The sequence below is a fragment of the uncultured Roseobacter sp. genome (assembly GCF_947496515.1).
GTDB lineage: Bacteria > Pseudomonadota > Alphaproteobacteria > Rhodobacterales > Rhodobacteraceae > Roseobacter.
Map to the genome: position 1 here is coordinate 104,433 of NZ_CANMDB010000009.1, position 16,414 is coordinate 120,846.

The following is a 16,414-nucleotide window of genomic DNA, read 5'->3' on the forward strand; positions in this document are numbered from 1 at the left end:
GGTCGCCATTGACGCGTCCCGCCCCGGCCCTTACCCACAGAGGACAGAAAGAGGGAGGAGCGCATGGCCGAAGCTCTGATTGTGATCGACGTCCAGAAAGACTTCTGCCCAGGCGGTGCTCTGGCCGTACCCGACGGCGATGCAATCGTTGGTGGAATCAACGCGCTGATGGCCGATACAGCGGCGGTGATCCTGACGCAGGACTGGCATCCGGCGGGTCACTCTTCCTTTGCGTCCTCCCATGAGGGTCGCGTCCCCTACGATGTCACGCAAATGCCCTACGGCGATCAGGTTCTTTGGCCCGATCACTGCATCCAGGGCAGTATCGGTGCACAGTTCCATGCGGAGTTGCACGCGGACCGCGCCGATCTCCTTCTGCGCAAGGGCCATAATGCCGCCATCGACAGCTACTCCGCGTTCTTTGAGAACGACCGAACCACGCCCACCGGGCTTGAGGGGTATCTGCGCACCCGCGGCATTGACCGCCTCGTCATGGTCGGATTGGCTCTGGATTTCTGCGTGAATTACTCTGCAGTCGATGCAGCGCGGCTGGGGTTTGACGTCACAGTGCGCCGTGATCTCTGTCGCGCCATCGATCTTGCGGGATCATTGGCCGCCGCGCTCGACGGGATGCAGACGGCGGGCATCGCGCTGGAGACAGCACATGGTTAACATCGCCCGTCGCGTTTGGAACCATAAGTGGAAGATCGACCCCATCGTGCGATCCTTGATCGACACGGATTTCTACAAGCTGCTCATGTGCCAGTCGGTGTTCCGGAACAAGCCCGGCACCCGCGTCACCTTCAGCCTGATCAACCGCTCTACCGACGTGCCCCTGGCCCGGCTGATCGACGAGGGCGAGCTGCGCGAACAGCTTGACCATATCCGCTCTCTGTCGCTGTCCCGGGGAGAGAGCACCTGGCTGCGCGGCAATACCTTTTACGGCAAGCGCCAGATGTTCCGCCCCGATTTCATGGAATGGTTCGAGGCGCTGCACCTGCCGCCCTACCATCTGGAGCGCAAGGGCGATCAGTACGAACTGACCTTCGAGGGCAACTGGCCCGAAGTGATGCTGTGGGAAATCCCCGCCCTGTCGGTACTGATGGAACTCCGGGGCCGCGCGGTGCTCAACCAGATGGGCAAGTTCGAGCTGGAAGTGCTTTACGCCCGCGCCATGACCCGTGTGTGGGAGAAGATCGAGGCGCTGCGCGAAGTGCCGGATCTGTCCATCGCGGATTTCGGCACCCGGCGGCGGCACAGCTATCTGTGGCAGGATTGGTGCGTGCAGGCGATGCAGGAGGGACTGGGGGCTGCGTTTACCGGTACCTCCAATTGCAAGATCGCCATGAACCGGGAGCTTGAGGCCATCGGCACCAATGCGCATGAGCTGCCCATGGTCTACGCCGCGCTGGCCGAAGATGACGCGGAACTGGCACAGGCGCCATACGACGTGCTGTCAGACTGGCACGACGAGCATGAGGGCAATCTGCGGATCATCCTGCCCGACACCTTCGGCACCAAGGGCTTTCTCGACAAGGCGCCGGATTGGCTCGCTGGCTGGACGGGCATTCGCGTGGACAGCGGCGATCCCGCGACCGCCGCAGAAACGGCCATCGACTGGTGGCAAGCCCGTGGTGAGGATCCTGGCGCCAAGCGCATCATCTTCAGCGACGGTCTTGATGTGGACAAGATCCGCGCCCTACACCGGGCCTTTGCGGGGCGCACCAATGTCTCCTTCGGCTGGGGCACGCTCCTGACCAATGACTTCCGGCATCTGGTGCCGGATGATCGGCTGGCGCCCTTCTCGCTGGTCTGCAAGGCCATTGAAGCCAATGGCAAACCCACGGTCAAACTGTCGGACAACCCCAACAAGGCGATGGGCCCGGCGGAGGAGATCGCCCGCTACAAGCGCGTCTTCGGTGTGGGGAACCAAGTCGCGCAAGAGGTTATCGTGTGACGCCACCCGACGCCGCGCCTGCCGCCCATACGACCCACGATGCCGAGGGCGATCCCCGAAACCGCGACATCAAGATCTACGTCAACGGTGCGCTGGTGCACCGGGATGCCGCCGTCGTCTCGGTCTATGACAGCGGCTTTCTGCTGGGCGACGGCATGTGGGAAGGCATGCGGCTCTACAACGGTGTCTGGGCGTTCTTCGACGCGCACATGGACCGCTTCTTTCAGTCCTGCAAGGCGGTCTCGCTCGACGTGGGGATGGACCGTGCAGGGATCCTCGATGCCCTGACCAAGACAGCCGAAGCCAACGGCATGGTGACCGATGTGCACTGCCGTCTGATGCTCACCCGCGGGGTCAAGGTCAAACCCTTCCAGCACCCCTCGCTCAGCCGGAGCGGTCCGACGCTGGTGATCATCATGGAACACTCGAAACCCGCCGACAGTCTGCAGCGCGCGGGCATCCGCCTCGCCTCCGTGCCGCAGGTGCGCGGGCTGCCCCACGCGCAGGATCCGAAACTCAACAGCCATTCCAAGCTCAACTGCGTCATCGCCTGTCTGCAGGCAGAGGCAGCGGGTGCAGACGAGGCGCTGATGCTCGACCCGCATGGCTTCGTGAACACGACGAATGCCTGCAACTTCTTTATCGTGCGCAAGGGGGAGGTGTGGACCTCCACAGGGGACTACTGCATGAACGGCGTCACCCGGCAAAAGGTGATCGACCTCTGCCACGCCAACGATATCCCGGTCTTCGAGAAAAACTTCTCTCTTTACGAGGCCTACGGTGCCGAGGAAGCCTTCCTGACCGGCACCTTCGGCGCCCAGACGCCCGTGCGCAGCATCGACGGTCGGCACATCAGCGATGGCCCGGGGCCTGTGACGAAACGTATCCAGGCGCTCTACAAAGCGCTGATCGCGGAGGTGACGGCGGGTCGGTGAATAAGGCACTTTGTGGTGATCTGATAGTCTTTTACAGCGCCGTCGCGATGGGCAGAACAGGCCTCCGATGAGGGCAATGCAGAACGCTTTCGTGGAGAGTTCCGACGGCAGCGATTGCGATGCCGCTGTTGCTTCCGTCTAAGGCACCAGCTTTCTGCTGGGTTGGGGGCGATTATGTCACCCCCGAGGCTATCGCCTTCTCGGGCCTCAATCGCTCGACCAGAGCGGTTACAAGACGGCCTCCGACTCGCGGTCTAATTTCGCTAATTGAAAATTTTATACTGAGTGCGTATATATGTTTCGCGGGCAAGCGCTGGAGTAAATCCGAGTTGCCATCCGGCGGCAGCGTCCTTAGCGGCGTGATACAGGATCCAGGGGCCCGCGCCTAATCCAACTTTTGAACGAAGTTACGGACGACAGTTTTCGCAAGTGACTGGGCTGGGACGATGGTCAGCCCATGTCCCCAAATGTTTCCCTGCTTCTTCAAATAACGATCTTTGAAAAACTCAGCATATCTCGTCTCGGTGTCTCCGTATAGATTTGGTTCCAGAGCACAGTATGTTGCACTTGTGACTACATCAGCCAACTGAAGACCTGCACGTTTGCTATGATCTTCGACCTTGACGTCTTCTGGATTTAGTACATTCCAGTCAACAGACCTCACCGGCGGGATGACTTCTCTCCCATCTCGCATCAGAAATAGGTAGTCACGCATTACTTGATAGTCTGTTCCAGCTCTTTTGGAGAAAGTCACATTGAGCTTACATGGCCTTCTAGAAGCTGCACTTCGTCTTGCGCATGCTTCCGTTACGCGCTCAAGCAAGAAACGGACCAAGTAGTTGTATAGATGCCCCTTTTGTTTGTAGGCCGCAAAGGTCTTCGGCGGTAGGTTATGGATCGTCACTTTATCGGAGCAGATGACACAGGCACCGAATCTTTGCTCAGACAACATCCGGCAAGCTGCTACTTTTTGTTCGTGCTTGATTTTTTGGAAGTGCAGGTCCCGTCTTCTTTTGTGCGGGAACGTACTCATAATTTGGTCGCGCCATTGGGGCAGCAATCGGTCATTTTCTTGCGAAACAACTATGCCACCAATCATCAACCAATTTGATTGCGCGCTGTTCGGGTTCGCAGTCAGTTTGCCGAAGCCTTCATCCCCAGCTTCGTCGATGTAAAGGAAGTATTCGTCCAATAGCAAATCACCTCACAAACTTCTTGTGCTTCAACCGTTTGGGCTCCAGCGCATCCGCCCCCAGTCGCCGCTTCTTGTCCTCTTCGTAGTCCTCAAAGTTGCCCTCGAACCATTCCACGTGTGCTTCGCCTTCGAAGGCGAGGATATGCGTGCAGATGCGGTCGAGGAAGAAGCGGTCGTGGCTGATCACCACAGCACAACCCGCGAAATCGACCAGCGCATCCTCCAGCGCGCGCAGGGTTTCGACGTCGAGATCGTTCGTCGGCTCGTCGAGCAGCAGGACGTTGCCGCCCGATTTTAGGAGCCGCGCCATATGGACCCGGTTGCGTTCACCGCCTGACAGAAGGCCCACTTTCTTCTGCTGATCGCCGCCCTTGAAGTTGAACGACGAGCAATAGGCGCGTGAATTCACCTCCGCATCGCCGAGCTGAATGAGCTCCGCCCCGCCGCTGATCGCCTCCCAGACGTTGTGATCGGCGTTGAGATCATCGCGCGACTGATCGACGTAGGACAGATCTACCGTATCGCCGTATTCGATGTTTCCCGCATCGGGCTCAAGCTGACCCGTCAGCATCTTGAAAAGCGTGGATTTACCGGCGCCGTTCGGTCCGATCACGCCAACGATCCCGCCCGGCGGCAGGGAAAAATCCAACCCTTCCACCAGCTGCTTGTCGCCCATGTGTTTGGACAACCCAGAGACGTCGATCACCTTGGACCCGAGCCGCTGACCGTTCGGAATGACGATCTGCGCACGCGACAGTTTCTCGCGTTCCGACACTTCGGCCATCTCGTTATAGGCGTTGATCCGTGCCTTAGATTTGGCCTGCCGGGCCTTTGCGCCCTGACGCATCCATTCCAGCTCGCGCTCCAGCGTCTTCTGGCGCGACTTATCCTCGCGCGCTTCCTGCGCGAGCCGCTTGGCCTTCTGCTCCAGCCAGCTGGAGTAATTCCCCTCGTAGGGCATGCCGCGGCCACGATCCAGCTCCAGGATCCAGCCGGTGATATCATCGAGGAAATAGCGGTCGTGCGTCACGATCAGGATGGTGCCCTTATAGTCGATCAGGTGCTGCTGTAGCCAGGCGATGGTCTCCGCATCCAGATGGTTGGTCGGCTCGTCGAGGAGCAGCATGTCCGGTGCTTCCAGCAGTAGCTTGCAGAGGGCGACGCGCCGCGCCTCGCCGCCCGACAGTGTCGTGACATCCGCATCATCGGGCGGACAGCGCAACGCCTCCATCGACACGTCGATCTGGCTGTCCAGATCCCAGAGGTTTTCCGCGTCGATCTGGTCCTGCAGCTGGGCCATCTCGTCCGCCGTCTCATCGGAGTAGTTCATGGCCAGCTCGTTGTACCGGTCCAGGATCCCCTTCTTGTCGGCCACTGCCAGCATCACGTTCTCGCGCACCGTGAGCGCCGGATCGAGTTTCGGCTCCTGTGGCAGGTAGCCCACTGTGGCCCCTTCGGCGGACCATGCCTCGCCCTGAAACTCGGTATCCAGACCGGCCATGATCTTCATCAACGTCGATTTACCCGCACCGTTGACCCCGACGACACCGATCTTCACACCCGGCAGGAAGTTCAGATGGATGTTCTCAAAGCACTTCTTGCCACCCGGATATGTCTTGGACACGCCGGACATATGATACACGTATTGATAGGCCGCCATTGAATGCTCCTGTGCAAAAGAAGGGCTCGGGTCGTGATCAGATACAACCCCGACGACGCAGGTGCAATGGAGGCCGCGCGGACACGGCAGCATTGACAACCGCGCGCGCCCGACGTTCAAAAGAAGCGGATAGCAGACGAGGGCAACAGCCTGATGAAACAGGGGTTCCCCGTTGCCAGACCGGGCGAGGTCATCGGTCTCTTGGGTGGGTCGTTCGATCCCGCGCATGCCGGGCATGTGCACATCACCCGTGAAGCGCTAAAGCGGTTCGGGCTGTCGCGCATCTGGTGGCTGGTCAGCCCCGGCAATCCGCTGAAAGAGCGTGGACCCGCACCGCTGGAGACGCGGATCGCGCGGGCGCGCAAGCTGATGAAACACCCGCGCGTCCGGGTCACTGGGATCGAGGCGGCACTTGGCACCCGCTATACCGCCGCGACGCTGCAGGCGTTGCAAGCGCTTTATCCGGGTGTGCAGTTTGTCTGGCTGATGGGGGCGGACAATCTGGCGCAGTTCCACCGTTGGCAGGATTGGCACCAGATCATGGCCTCCGTTCCGGTGGGCGTGCTGGCCAGACCCGGCGACCGGATCTCCGCTAGAATGAGCCCGGCGGCCCGTCGTTTCGAGCAGGGGCGCCTGACCGGCGCAAGGGCGCAGCTTTTGGGACGGTCGCAGCCACCCGCATGGTGTTTCGTCAACGTCCCGATGATCTCCCAGTCCTCCAGTGCGATCAGGGCAGCGGGCGATTGGGAGACAGGTATGGGCGGTCTCACGGAAAATTAAACTCGCTGCAGTAGTGATACGGTTGTTTCTGTAAAAGTGCTGAGGTTTAGTTGCGTTATGAGTCCTAGGTTTATGTCCAAGATGCCGCGGCGTGCATTCCTGACAGGGGTCATCGCCGCGGGCGCTGGCCCGGTGCTTGGCGCAACCCCTGCTGTTTCCCTGCGGCCCCGGCTGCGTCCGGCGCGGGCGGTCGGGCCCGCGGCTCTGGCGGGTATGATCCGCGGTGCAGGTGTCAGCGGTCAGATCGCCTGCGCGGTGGCGGATGCGGAAACCGGTGAGATCCTGGAGGGGTATGCAACCGCCACGCGGCTCGCGCCCGCAAGCGTGACAAAGGCTGTGACGGCGCTTTACGCTCTCGAAACGCTGGGCTCCGATCATCGGTTCACAACGCGGGTCGTGGCGACGGGCAAGATCACTAACGGCATTCTTGCGGGCGATCTGGTGCTCGTGGGTGGCTGTGATCCGACGCTTGATACACGCGGGCTCGCAGCACTCGCCGAAGGGATGAAAGCCGCCGGTATCCGGGAAGTGCGTGGGCGCTTTCTGGTTTATGAGAATGCGCTGTCGCCGATCCGGACGATTGATCCTGATCAGCCGGACCATCTTGGGTACAGCCCCGCTGTGTCCGGCCTCGCGCTCAACTACAACCGTGTCCATTTCGAGTGGAAGCGTCAGGGGGCCAAGTACCTTGTGCGGATGGATGCGCGCACAGCGGGTTACCGGCCCGAGGTGCAAGTGGCGCAGATGCGCGTGGTGGATCGCGCCACGCCGGTCTACACCTATACGAATGGCGGCCAGCAGGATCACTGGACCGTGGCCCGCGGCGCGCTCGGCTCGGAAGGGGCGCGCTGGCTGCCGGTCCGCCAGCCGGGTCTTTACGCAGGCGACGTGTTCGCCACCCTTGCGCGCAGCCACGGCATCGTGCTGGGGGCACCGGAGCTGATCGAAGGCGCCCCGGTGGGAGAAGACGTAGCCACCGTGGACAGCCCGCCGCTGCGTGAGGTTTTGCAGGGGATGCTGAAGTACTCCAACAACCTCACGGCAGAGATGGTGGGCCTCGCCGCAACGGCACAGCGGGTGGGCCGCGCCCCGACACTGGCCACCTCCGCGCTGCACATGAACCTCTGGGCGATGCAGTCGCTGGGGATGGAGAGGCCCGGGTTCGCGGATCATTCCGGCCTTGGCAGCGCCAGCCGGATCAGCCCGGCGGATATGGTCCGGGGGCTGGCCGCCGTCCACCGCGCGGGGGCGCTGCGCCCGATCCTGAAACCGGTCACCATGCGGGACACCAAGGGTCGGCCCGTTGCGGACCATCCTGTCAAGGTGGTCGCCAAGACCGGCACGCTGAATTATGTCTCGGGTCTCGCGGGGTACATCAAGACAACCGGTGGCCGCGATCTGGTCTTTGCGATCTTCAGCGCCGACGAAGATGTCCGTGCGACCATCACCCGCGCCAACCGGGAACGCCCGGCAGGCGCCCGCGCGTGGGCGTCTCGCGCGCGACGGTTGCAACGGCGTCTGTTGTCCCGGTGGGGTACTGAAATCAGCGGATGATGACCCGGTGTGCTGCAGGGACGTCGGGCCGGTCGACGGGGTCAGATGCGTGGCAGCGCATTCTGGCACGGCCTCGTGTTACCGGTCATTGCGATGAACGGTTCCAATGAGAGAAGGGCAGCGACCGCTGCGCGTGCCTCCCGACATGTCGCCAGCAAGGTTCAACCCACCTCGGCAAGGCAAAGCGTTACAGGCTCGGCAACCAAAGGGCGATACCGGGGAACAGGATCAGCAAGGCCACCAGCACCAAGGAACAGCCGATGAAGGGGAAGGCGGAAGTGTAGATTGTCCGCATCGTCGTGCCTTTTGGCGCCACTCCCTTCATCACGAACAGCAGTAACCCAAAGGGTGGCGTGGTAAAGCTGATCTCCAGCGCCAACAGCATGATCAGCCCGAACCAGATCGGATCGAACCCCAGCGTCTGTGCGAGGGGGAAAAAGATCGGCACCGTAAGCAGCATGATGGAGATCTGCTCCATAAACATGCCCAGCAGCAACAGTACCGCGAACATTGCCAGCAGCATGGCAAGCGGTGCCAGATCGTAGGAGGTCGCCCATGTGATCAGCCCGCTGGAGGCACCGGAAAACGCCAGAAGCTGGCTGAACGTGGCGGAGCCGAAGACGATCAGATAGGCCATCAGCGTCACCTTGAGCGCGCCGATGACCGCCTTGCGGATCGCCTCCCACGTGAGGCACCGAAAGACGGCGGCCAGGATAAGGACCCCGAGCGCGCCAAAGGCCGCTGCCTCGGATGGCGTGATGAGCCCGTTGATCATGCCGATGACGATCAGCACCATCACCCCGATCATCGGGACGACTTCGCGCAGCAGCAGGCCGATCTTGGCAGCCAAGGACAGGGGTGTGACGTCGTAGGCGGGGGCGGCCTCCGGATTGATCCGGGTTTGCAGCCAGATCGTTCCGATGTAGAACAGCGCCAGAATGAGCCCGGGCACGACACCGGCGATCAGCAGGGCCGCGACATCAATCTGCGCCAGCGTCGCCAGCAAGACCGCCAGCGCCGAAGGTGGGATGATGATCGCCAGCCCACCGGTGCCCAGAATGGGACCAATGCTCATATGCGGCTTGTATCCGCGTTGCGTCATCTCCGGCACCATCAGCGAGCCCAGAAGCGCTGTCGATCCCATGGACGACCCCGACAGGGTGGAGAACGCCGTGCCGCCTAGTACGGTCGCGTAGCTCAGCCGCCCCGGCAGCCGCCCCAGCAGCCGGTCGATGGCGTTGAACATGCGCCCGCCCAGCCCGGTGTGAAAGAAGATTTCGCCCATGAGCAAGAACAGCGGGATTGGCACCAGCGCGTATTTCGTCAGTGACCCCAGACCGTTATTGAGCAGTTGCCCGATGCCACGTTCGCCCCCCATAAACACCCATGCACCGAGGATATTGGCCGCCAGAAAGGCAATCGCCACAGGCATGCCAAGCGCCATCAGCGCCATGATCGTGCCCACCAGCAGCGCCAGAGCCTCGTACCATTCCATTATTCGTGGATCCCGGCTTCACCGCTGTGCAGGATGTCCTGTCCGGCAACGAACCTTGCGAACTCCACCGCCATCAGGCCAAAACTCAGCGGAAAGGCGACGGTCAGGAGCCAGCGGGGATAGTAATAAGCGCGGGTATCCACGTCGCCGCGCGCGATATTGGTGAGGAAAAGCTCCGCCCCTTTCCACGCAAGCACGCCGCAGACAAGCACGCAGGCCGCGGCGACCAGACGGCTGACAATCCGGCGCAGCCGGGCGGGCAGAACGGCGGTGACCAATTCGATATGAACGTGGCCCCGCTCGCGCACCAGCCAAGGCGCACCCAGCATGGTCATGTAAAGCAGCCCGTATTCCGCGGAGGTAAAGAGCCAAGCAAAAGGCTGCAGCCCGAGGTTGCGCATCAGCACGGATGTCACCACCGATACCATCAGCCAGACGAGCGTCATGCCAGCGATGATCGCCATCGCGAAAAGCAGCGCGTCATAGGCTCGGCTCATGGGGCAGTCTCCGCGGGGCAAAAGAGAGGGGCCTGCGCATTGGCAGGCCCCCGAGGTATCAGTTGGCGCTGTCCAGATCGTAGAAGAGCTCGATCAGCCGGTCGTAGTTGTCGGTACCTCCGGGCTGCTCTGCCATCAGGTTTGACATCCGCTCCCAAGTCTTTTCGCGTGCGGCAGCCAGATAGTTGGCCTTGGCCTCTCCCTCCAGGGTGATGACCTGCATGCCTGCTTCTTCAAGCCGGGCGAAGTCCTCATCGCGTTTGACCTGCAGCGCCTCGACGCTGTCCTTCTCGTGCTGGATGGCCACGTCTTGCAGGATGGTGCGGGCCTCGTCGGACAGGGCGTTCCAGCTTTCCAGATTGACGATCACACCGAGGTCCGTGGAGAAAAAGCAAGGCTCGATCCGGTAGTTCAGAAACTCGTTCCATTTCAGGTCAATAAGGCCGATCTGGGTCCAGCCGGTCGCATCCACAACACCACGCTGCAGCGCAGCATAGACCTCGCCCGTTGGTAGGTCGATCACCTGCGCACCGAGGTAGTTTGTAAAGAAGGCGTTATAGACGTTGTTGCCGCGCAGCTTCAGCCCGTCCACCTCCAGATTGCCGTCGGCGTCAAAGGAGGGCGCGTCGCGGGTCCAGAGGTTGTAGCAAACGCCGCTGTCAAACCAACCGAGATACTTCAACCCCATCTTTTCCTGGTGGATCTGGTCGATGAGTTCGATGCCACCGTTCTCGCGGGTCTCCACCGCTGTCAGGTTGGAGGCGACCATGGCGTCCTTTTCCGGCAGCGCACCGCCGTAGAAGGATCCGGGGGTGTAGACCATGTCAACAATCCCGTCGCGCACCGCATCGGGCTGCTGGAACATGCCGATGGCTTCGGGTCCGCCACGCACGTCGATCTGTATGACGCCTTCGCCTGCCTCGTTCACCTTGTCCACGAAGGACAGAAAGCTTTGCGTGTAGATCAGCGTTTCGGGAAAGGCATGGACCGCCGTGATCGTCTCTTCTGCCTGCGCCAGCCCGGCGGCGAGGGTAGAGCCAGCGAGCAGCCCGCCAAGAAATGTCTTTTTCATTGTTTTCTCCACTGTTCGGGGTGTCATGTTACGTCTTTCGCGGAACCACCATGACCCCTGTTGATGCGCCGTCATGGCGCGTTTATCTGCTTTGCCGGCAGAGCACCGGGCATGGATTTGACATGAGCGTCTCTGAACGACGCAATCGCCGATTGGTGCTGCAGGGTCAGGTCAATATCATCCCACCCGTTGATCAGCTTGGTCCGCCAGCTCTCATCCAGCTGAAAGGGAATGCGCTGGCCGGCAAGGCTGATCCAACCGGCGGAGAGGTCGATGTCCACCGGCTGTGGGTCATCTTGCAATATTTCGGCCAGCGATTGCGCCTCTGCCTCCGAGACCCGCCCGGGCAGGAGACCATTGTTGACGGCATTAGCGGCGAAGATGTCGCCGAAACTCGGGCCGACGACGGCTCTGATCCCCGCATCAACCAGCGCGTAGACGGCAGCTTCCCGTGATGATCCGCTGCCGAAATTCCGGCCGACGACCAGCACGCAGACATCCTCGTGTCGGTTGAGAGGGAAATCAGGATGCGGTGCACCCTGTGCATCGCGCCGCAGGTCGTGCATCAGAAACCGGCCGTACCCATCGGCGCGTGGGGCCGACATGAAACGCGCGGGGATCAACTGATCGGTATCCAGGTTATCCATGGGTAACCTCAGGGCCGTGCCGCGATGGGTGCGCCAGCCCGCCATCAGACAGCCCGCCCTCTCAGCAGCGGCCGTACGTCGGTGATCGCCCCCGTGACCGCCGCCGCGGCGACCATGGCCGGTGACATCAAATGCGTGCGTGCCCCCGGCCCCTGCCGACCTCGAAAGTTGCGGTTGGTGGAGGATGCGCAGCGCTTGCCTGTCGCGACCGTGTCGCCATTCATACCGACGCACATGGAGCATCCCGCCGCCGCCCATTCGAGCCCGGCATCCGCAAAGATCCGGTCAAGCCCCTCCTCCTCGGCCCGTGCCTTGACCTGCGCCGAGCCGGGAGAGACGAGCCCCGGTACTTTGGCCCGGCGTCCGGCCAGAACGGCGGCGGCGGCGCGCAGATCCTCGATCCGGCCGTTGGTGCAGGACCCGATGAAGACCTGATCGACAGGCGTGCCCGCGATGGCAGCGCCCGCGCGCAAGCCCATGTAGTCGAGCGCCTGCTGCGCTGCCTCTGACCCGCCGGCCTGCAGGGTGTCGGGATCGGGGATCGTTGCGGTCACGGGCAGGGCCTGATCGGGGCTGGTGCCCCAGGTGACGGTTGGGGCGATGTCCCCGGCGGGCAGGCTCACGTCTTTTGCAAATTCGGCGTCGGTGTCCGAGCGCAGACCGGACCAATACGCCTGCGCATGGTCCCACGTGGCGCCTCTGGGCGCGTAGCTGCGCCCCGCGATGTAGTCAAAGGTTACCTGATCGGGCGCGACCATTCCCATGCGCGCGCCCCCTTCGATTGAGAGATTGCAGAGCGTCATCCTGCCTTCCATCGACAATGCCCGGACCGCGCTCCCCGTGTATTCGATGGCTGCGCCCTGCGCGCCGCCTGTCCCAAGCGCCGCAATCCAGTTCAGCGCGATGTCCTTGGCGCTGACCCCCGGACCCAGCACGCCGTCCACAGTGATCCGCATGGCGGCGGGCTTGCGCTGCCAGATCGTCTGGCTTGCCAGGACATGCGCCACCTCGGTCGCACCGATGCCGAAAGCTAGCGCGCCGAAAGCACCATGCGTCGACGTATGGCTGTCGCCGCAATTTATCAATAACCCGGGCAGGGTCAGCCCCTGTTCCGGACCGATCACATGAACGATGCCCTGCTCGGGGTCGTCCAGATCGAAGAGCTTCACCCCGTGTCGCGCTGCATTGTCACGCAGTGTCGAAATCATTCGGCCAATGTCCGGATCAGTCGGACCCGCGCCGCGCCGCGTCGGTGCGTAATGGTCCACCACGGCAAAGGTCAGCCCGGGCTCGGCAACAGCCATCCCGCGCGCCGCCAGCTTGGCGAAGGCATGGTGCGAGCCTTCGTGGACCAGATGCCGGTCTACCCAGAGCAGCGAAGTCCCGTCCTCGCGCTGGCGAATTTCATGTGCGGACCAAAGCCTGTCCAGCAGAGTGCGCGGCCCGCTCATGCAGAGGCCTCGTTCGGTTTGCCGATCACCGGTTCCCAATGCCGTGCCTGCTCGCTGCCGACACGGGCCAGCGGCATCTCCAGCTGAAACATATCCGGACGATACAGCGCGGCGAGGTATTCGACCCCGTTGCCGTTCACATCTCGGACCATGCGCCGCAGCGACAGCAGGGCGACACCAACGTCAACCGCCAGCGCCTCGGCAACCTCCGGTCCGGCGAGCGTTGCCGAAACCGTCTGATGCGCTTCGGCGATCTGCACCCCGCTGCGCTCCAACAGACGGAAAAGCGGTGTCGTTGCCAGATCGTTTTCAGAGTAGTTCTGCGCGATCCCGGCGGGCACATAGGTTGTCAGGTGGGAGAACGGCGTGTCGTCAACACTGCGGACCCGCGTGGCGATCTGTACTTGGTCCGCCGGGTTCAGAAGCATCGCCGAGGCGACAAACCCCGGCGCCGAGCCATAGGAGAAGGACAGGAGCCGGGCCGTGGTGTTCTGCCCGATATCCACAAGCTGGGGCATCAGCGTCGACAGGTTCATGGAGACAGGACCCGCAGACGTCGTCTTACTTCGTACAATCGTCCCGCTGCCTGCGCGCCGTTCGACTAGCCCTGCAGCTCTGAGACTTTCCAGGGCCCGCCGGATGGTCACGCGCGAGACGGAAAACTGTGCCGCCAGTTTCTGCTCTCCGGGCAGGTGATCGCCAGCGTTCAGGCGCCCGGCGGAGATCTCATCGTGCAGCGCGAGGTAGACACGACGTGCCTTTGCTCCTTCGGGGAGCATTGGTTCGACCACCGTGTTCATTGCACTAAGTCCTGGCTCATAGCCGCAAGAGTACAGTTGGTTCGACGAAAATCAAGCTTTTGTCTTAACAAGAGGCTATAAACGGTATTATAGAAAATACAGGTTTAGCGGTTGGAGGGGCAGAATGGCCGTTGTCGAACTTCGGATTGGTCAGGATTATGGTCCTGATGCGGAAAGCCGATTGAGTGCTGCTTTGACCGACGCGGTGCGCGAGGCGCTGCCCACAACACCGGACGAGATCGAGGTCAAGATCCGCAAAGCGCCGATGGCAGAGACCGTCGCAGAGGCTGTTCCCGCAGGTCAGCTTGATCCGGCAACCGTCGCCCGGCGATTTCTGGCAGCGATGGAGCGGCGCGAGATCGCGACCGCCCGCGCCATGGTGACCCAAGATTTTACCATGCAGTTTCCCGGAGCACCGCAGATCACGGACCTGCGCCGTCTGGTTGAATGGTCCGCCTCGCGCTACCGGCATGTGACCAAGACCTACAGCCGTTTTGACGTGCTGGACGTTGGCGGGGTTTCGGCCGTGGTCTATTGCACCGGTACGCTTTCGGGCGCCTGGCCGGACGGCACCCCATTTGACGGCATCCGCTTCATCGACCGGTTCGAGATCGAGGGTGGCAAGATTGTCCGGCAGGAGGTTTGGAACGACATAGCGGAGGCCCGGGCGCGCAGATGAGCGAGATTGATCCCATTACCCTGTCAGTGCTCGCCGGTCGGATGGAGCAGATTGCTGACGAGATGGATGCGACGCTCTTTCGGGCGGCGTTCAACCCGATCATCGCGGAGGCGCATGACGCCAGCCACGGTCTTTACGCCGCGGATACGGGCGACACGCTGGTGCAGGGAAAGTCGGGCCTGCCGATCTTCGTGGGTGTGATGTCCTTTGCGGTGAAGGCGGTGATCGACAAGACCGCAGCGGAGGGTGATCTGCAGGATGGCGACATCTTTATCTTCAATGACGCGCATATCGGCGGGACGCATTTGTCGGACATGCGGCTGGTGCGGCCCTATTTCCATGAGGGTCAGCTGTTCTGCTACCTCGCATCCGTCGGGCATTGGCATGACGTGGGCGGTGCCGTGCCCGGCAACTACAACCCTGCGGCCACGGAGGTGTTTCAGGAGGCATTCGTGCTGCCACCCGTACGGCTGGCGCGGGCGGGCGAGATCAACCAGGACATCATCGACATCCTGATGCGCAATACCCGGCTGCCGCAATCGGCCATGGGGGATCTCAACGGGCAGCTGGGGGCGCTGGATCTCGGGGTGCGGCGGATGGATGAGCTGTTGGACGAATACGGTGCGGAGACTGTGCATGCTGCGCTCGATGCGCTCGGCCACCGGGCAGAGGCGTTGATGCGCGCGGAACTGGCCGCTTTGCCGGATGGTCGGTGGGAAGCTGAGGACTTCCTCGACAATGACGGGATCACCGATGAGCCCTTGCCCATCAAGGTGGCGCTGGAGATTGATGGCGACCGCATGGTGCTGGATTTTGCAGGCTCTGCGCCACAATGTGCAGGCCCGGTGAACATCGCCTTGCCGACCACCGTTGCCACCGCCTATGTGGCCATCAAGCACATGTTTCCGGCCCTGCCCGCCAACGCGGGCGTGATGCGTCCCATCGACGTGCGTGTGCCCGAGGGGGCGATCCTGTCCGCGGCATTTCCGGCCCCGACCGGCGGGTATACGGAGACGATCCTGCGGATGATCGACGTGATCTTTTCCGCCTTTGCGGGGGCTGCGCCAACGCGGGTGGTGGCCCATGCCTACGGGACGATCAATGCGCTGTCGATTGCCGGAAAACGCAAGGGCGGTCAGCCTTGGGTGATGTTCAGCTTTTACGGCGGCGGGCACGGCGGCTCGGTGGAGGGCGACGGGCTGAACCATGGCAATGCACCGATTTCGACTGCCACGATCCCGCCGATGGAGATCCTGGAGGCGGCTTATCCGGTGATGTTCCGTCAGTGGGCTTTGCGTTCGGACAGTGCTGGAGCAGGGGCGCATCGCGGCGGTGTGGGGGCTGTCTACGAGATTGAAGTGCTGGAGGAGAACGGGGCCGAAGCGTTCCTCTTTGGTGAGCGGGGGCGTTTCGCGCCGAAGGGGATCGCGGAAGGTGGCGACGCGGCTCTGAACTGCTTTTCGTTCGAGCAGGACGCGGGTTGGGGCACTCCGCCATTGGCCTCGAAGATGCGCGGCATCACGCTGCGCCAGGGGCAGGCGGTACGGCTGGAGACGCCGGGGGGCGGTGGCTACGGTCCGCCGCAGGCGCGCGCGCCGTCAGCGGTGGCGCTTGATGTGGCGCGCGGGTTGGTCAGCGACACCGCTGCGGATGAAACCTACGGCCCGGCGTGGCGCGAGGTCCGCACGTGAG

15 protein-coding genes are annotated in these 16,414 nt (G+C 62.3%); 7 read left to right on the forward strand and 8 right to left on the reverse strand.

Features of this window, described 5'->3' with window-relative positions:
* The first annotated feature begins 63 nt into the window (after positions 1-63).
* From pncA to Q1A53_RS15860, 3 genes are read left to right on the forward strand one after another with little or no spacing between them, the layout of a single operon-like run.
* Positions 64-672, forward strand: a complete 609-nt coding sequence (gene pncA, locus Q1A53_RS15850; RefSeq protein WP_299968613.1) for a bifunctional nicotinamidase/pyrazinamidase — start codon at positions 64-66, stop codon at positions 670-672.
* Positions 665-1,957: a nicotinate phosphoribosyltransferase gene (gene pncB / locus Q1A53_RS15855; protein ID WP_299968614.1), complete on the forward strand. Its 1,293-nt coding sequence runs from the start codon at positions 665-667 to the stop codon at positions 1,955-1,957. The genes pncA and pncB overlap by 8 nt, the downstream gene beginning before the upstream one ends.
* Complete coding sequence (locus tag Q1A53_RS15860; protein WP_299968615.1) at positions 1,954-2,892, forward strand: aminotransferase class IV; 939 nt, start codon at positions 1,954-1,956, stop codon at positions 2,890-2,892. The genes pncB and Q1A53_RS15860 overlap by 4 nt, the downstream gene beginning before the upstream one ends.
* Before the next feature lie 385 nt (positions 2,893-3,277).
* Here the strand turns inward: Q1A53_RS15860 and Q1A53_RS15865 are convergent, their stop codons facing one another.
* A complete protein-coding gene (locus tag Q1A53_RS15865) occupies positions 3,278-4,084 on the reverse strand; it encodes a DUF3800 domain-containing protein (RefSeq protein ID WP_299968616.1) in 807 nt (268 codons plus the stop codon).
* Positions 4,085-4,091: 7 nt separating this feature from the next.
* Positions 4,092-5,747: an energy-dependent translational throttle protein EttA gene (gene ettA, locus Q1A53_RS15870; RefSeq protein WP_299968617.1), complete on the reverse strand. Its 1,656-nt coding sequence runs from the start codon at positions 5,745-5,747 to the stop codon at positions 4,092-4,094.
* Positions 5,748-5,900: 153 nt separating this feature from the next.
* On the opposite strand from ettA, the gene Q1A53_RS15875 reads away from it, so the two are divergent.
* Positions 5,901-6,527, forward strand: a complete 627-nt coding sequence (locus Q1A53_RS15875; RefSeq protein WP_299968618.1) for a nicotinate-nucleotide adenylyltransferase — start codon at positions 5,901-5,903, stop codon at positions 6,525-6,527.
* Positions 6,528-6,599: 72 nt separating this feature from the next.
* The gene (gene dacB / locus Q1A53_RS15880; RefSeq protein ID WP_299968619.1) at positions 6,600-8,081 is read left to right on the forward strand and encodes a D-alanyl-D-alanine carboxypeptidase/D-alanyl-D-alanine-endopeptidase; all 1,482 of its coding nucleotides are present in this window, start codon (positions 6,600-6,602) and stop codon (positions 8,079-8,081) included.
* A gap of 187 nt (positions 8,082-8,268) precedes the next feature.
* On the opposite strand, the gene Q1A53_RS15885 is transcribed toward dacB, so the two are convergent.
* The 6 genes from Q1A53_RS15885 to Q1A53_RS15910 all read right to left on the reverse strand — a co-directional run bounded on the left by Q1A53_RS15885 (position 8,269) and on the right by Q1A53_RS15910 (position 14,043).
* Positions 8,269-9,576 (reverse strand): TRAP transporter large permease subunit, encoded by a 1,308-nt coding sequence (locus Q1A53_RS15885; RefSeq protein ID WP_299968620.1) that lies wholly within the window; start codon positions 9,574-9,576, stop codon positions 8,269-8,271.
* Positions 9,576-10,073 carry a TRAP transporter small permease gene (locus Q1A53_RS15890; RefSeq protein ID WP_299968621.1) on the reverse strand — a complete coding sequence of 166 codons (498 nt, stop codon included), beginning with the start codon at positions 10,071-10,073 and terminating at the stop codon, positions 9,576-9,578. The genes Q1A53_RS15885 and Q1A53_RS15890 overlap by 1 nt, the downstream gene beginning before the upstream one ends.
* Positions 10,074-10,131: 58 nt before the next feature.
* The gene (dctP, locus tag Q1A53_RS15895; RefSeq protein ID WP_299968622.1) at positions 10,132-11,145 is read right to left on the reverse strand and encodes a TRAP transporter substrate-binding protein DctP; all 1,014 of its coding nucleotides are present in this window, start codon (positions 11,143-11,145) and stop codon (positions 10,132-10,134) included.
* 71 nt (positions 11,146-11,216) lie between these two features.
* Positions 11,217-11,837 (reverse strand): 3-isopropylmalate dehydratase small subunit, encoded by a 621-nt coding sequence (leuD, locus tag Q1A53_RS15900; protein WP_299968623.1) that lies wholly within the window; start codon positions 11,835-11,837, stop codon positions 11,217-11,219.
* A complete protein-coding gene (leuC, locus tag Q1A53_RS15905; RefSeq protein ID WP_299968624.1) occupies positions 11,837-13,243 on the reverse strand; it encodes a 3-isopropylmalate dehydratase large subunit in 1,407 nt (468 codons plus the stop codon). Before leuC ends, leuD begins: the two co-directional genes overlap by 1 nt.
* Entirely contained in the window at positions 13,240-14,043 is an 804-nt protein-coding gene (locus tag Q1A53_RS15910) for a GntR family transcriptional regulator (RefSeq protein ID WP_299968625.1), read from the reverse strand. The genes leuC and Q1A53_RS15910 overlap by 4 nt, the downstream gene beginning before the upstream one ends.
* Positions 14,044-14,167: 124 nt before the next feature.
* On the opposite strand from Q1A53_RS15910, the gene Q1A53_RS15915 reads away from it, so the two are divergent.
* Together Q1A53_RS15915 and Q1A53_RS15920 are read left to right on the forward strand one after the other, a co-directional pair.
* Positions 14,168-14,722 (forward strand): nuclear transport factor 2 family protein, encoded by a 555-nt coding sequence (locus tag Q1A53_RS15915; protein WP_299968626.1) that lies wholly within the window; start codon positions 14,168-14,170, stop codon positions 14,720-14,722.
* Positions 14,719-16,413, forward strand: a complete 1,695-nt coding sequence (locus tag Q1A53_RS15920) for a hydantoinase B/oxoprolinase family protein (RefSeq protein ID WP_299968627.1) — start codon at positions 14,719-14,721, stop codon at positions 16,411-16,413. The genes Q1A53_RS15915 and Q1A53_RS15920 overlap by 4 nt, the downstream gene beginning before the upstream one ends.
* Position 16,414 lies beyond the last annotated feature (1 nt).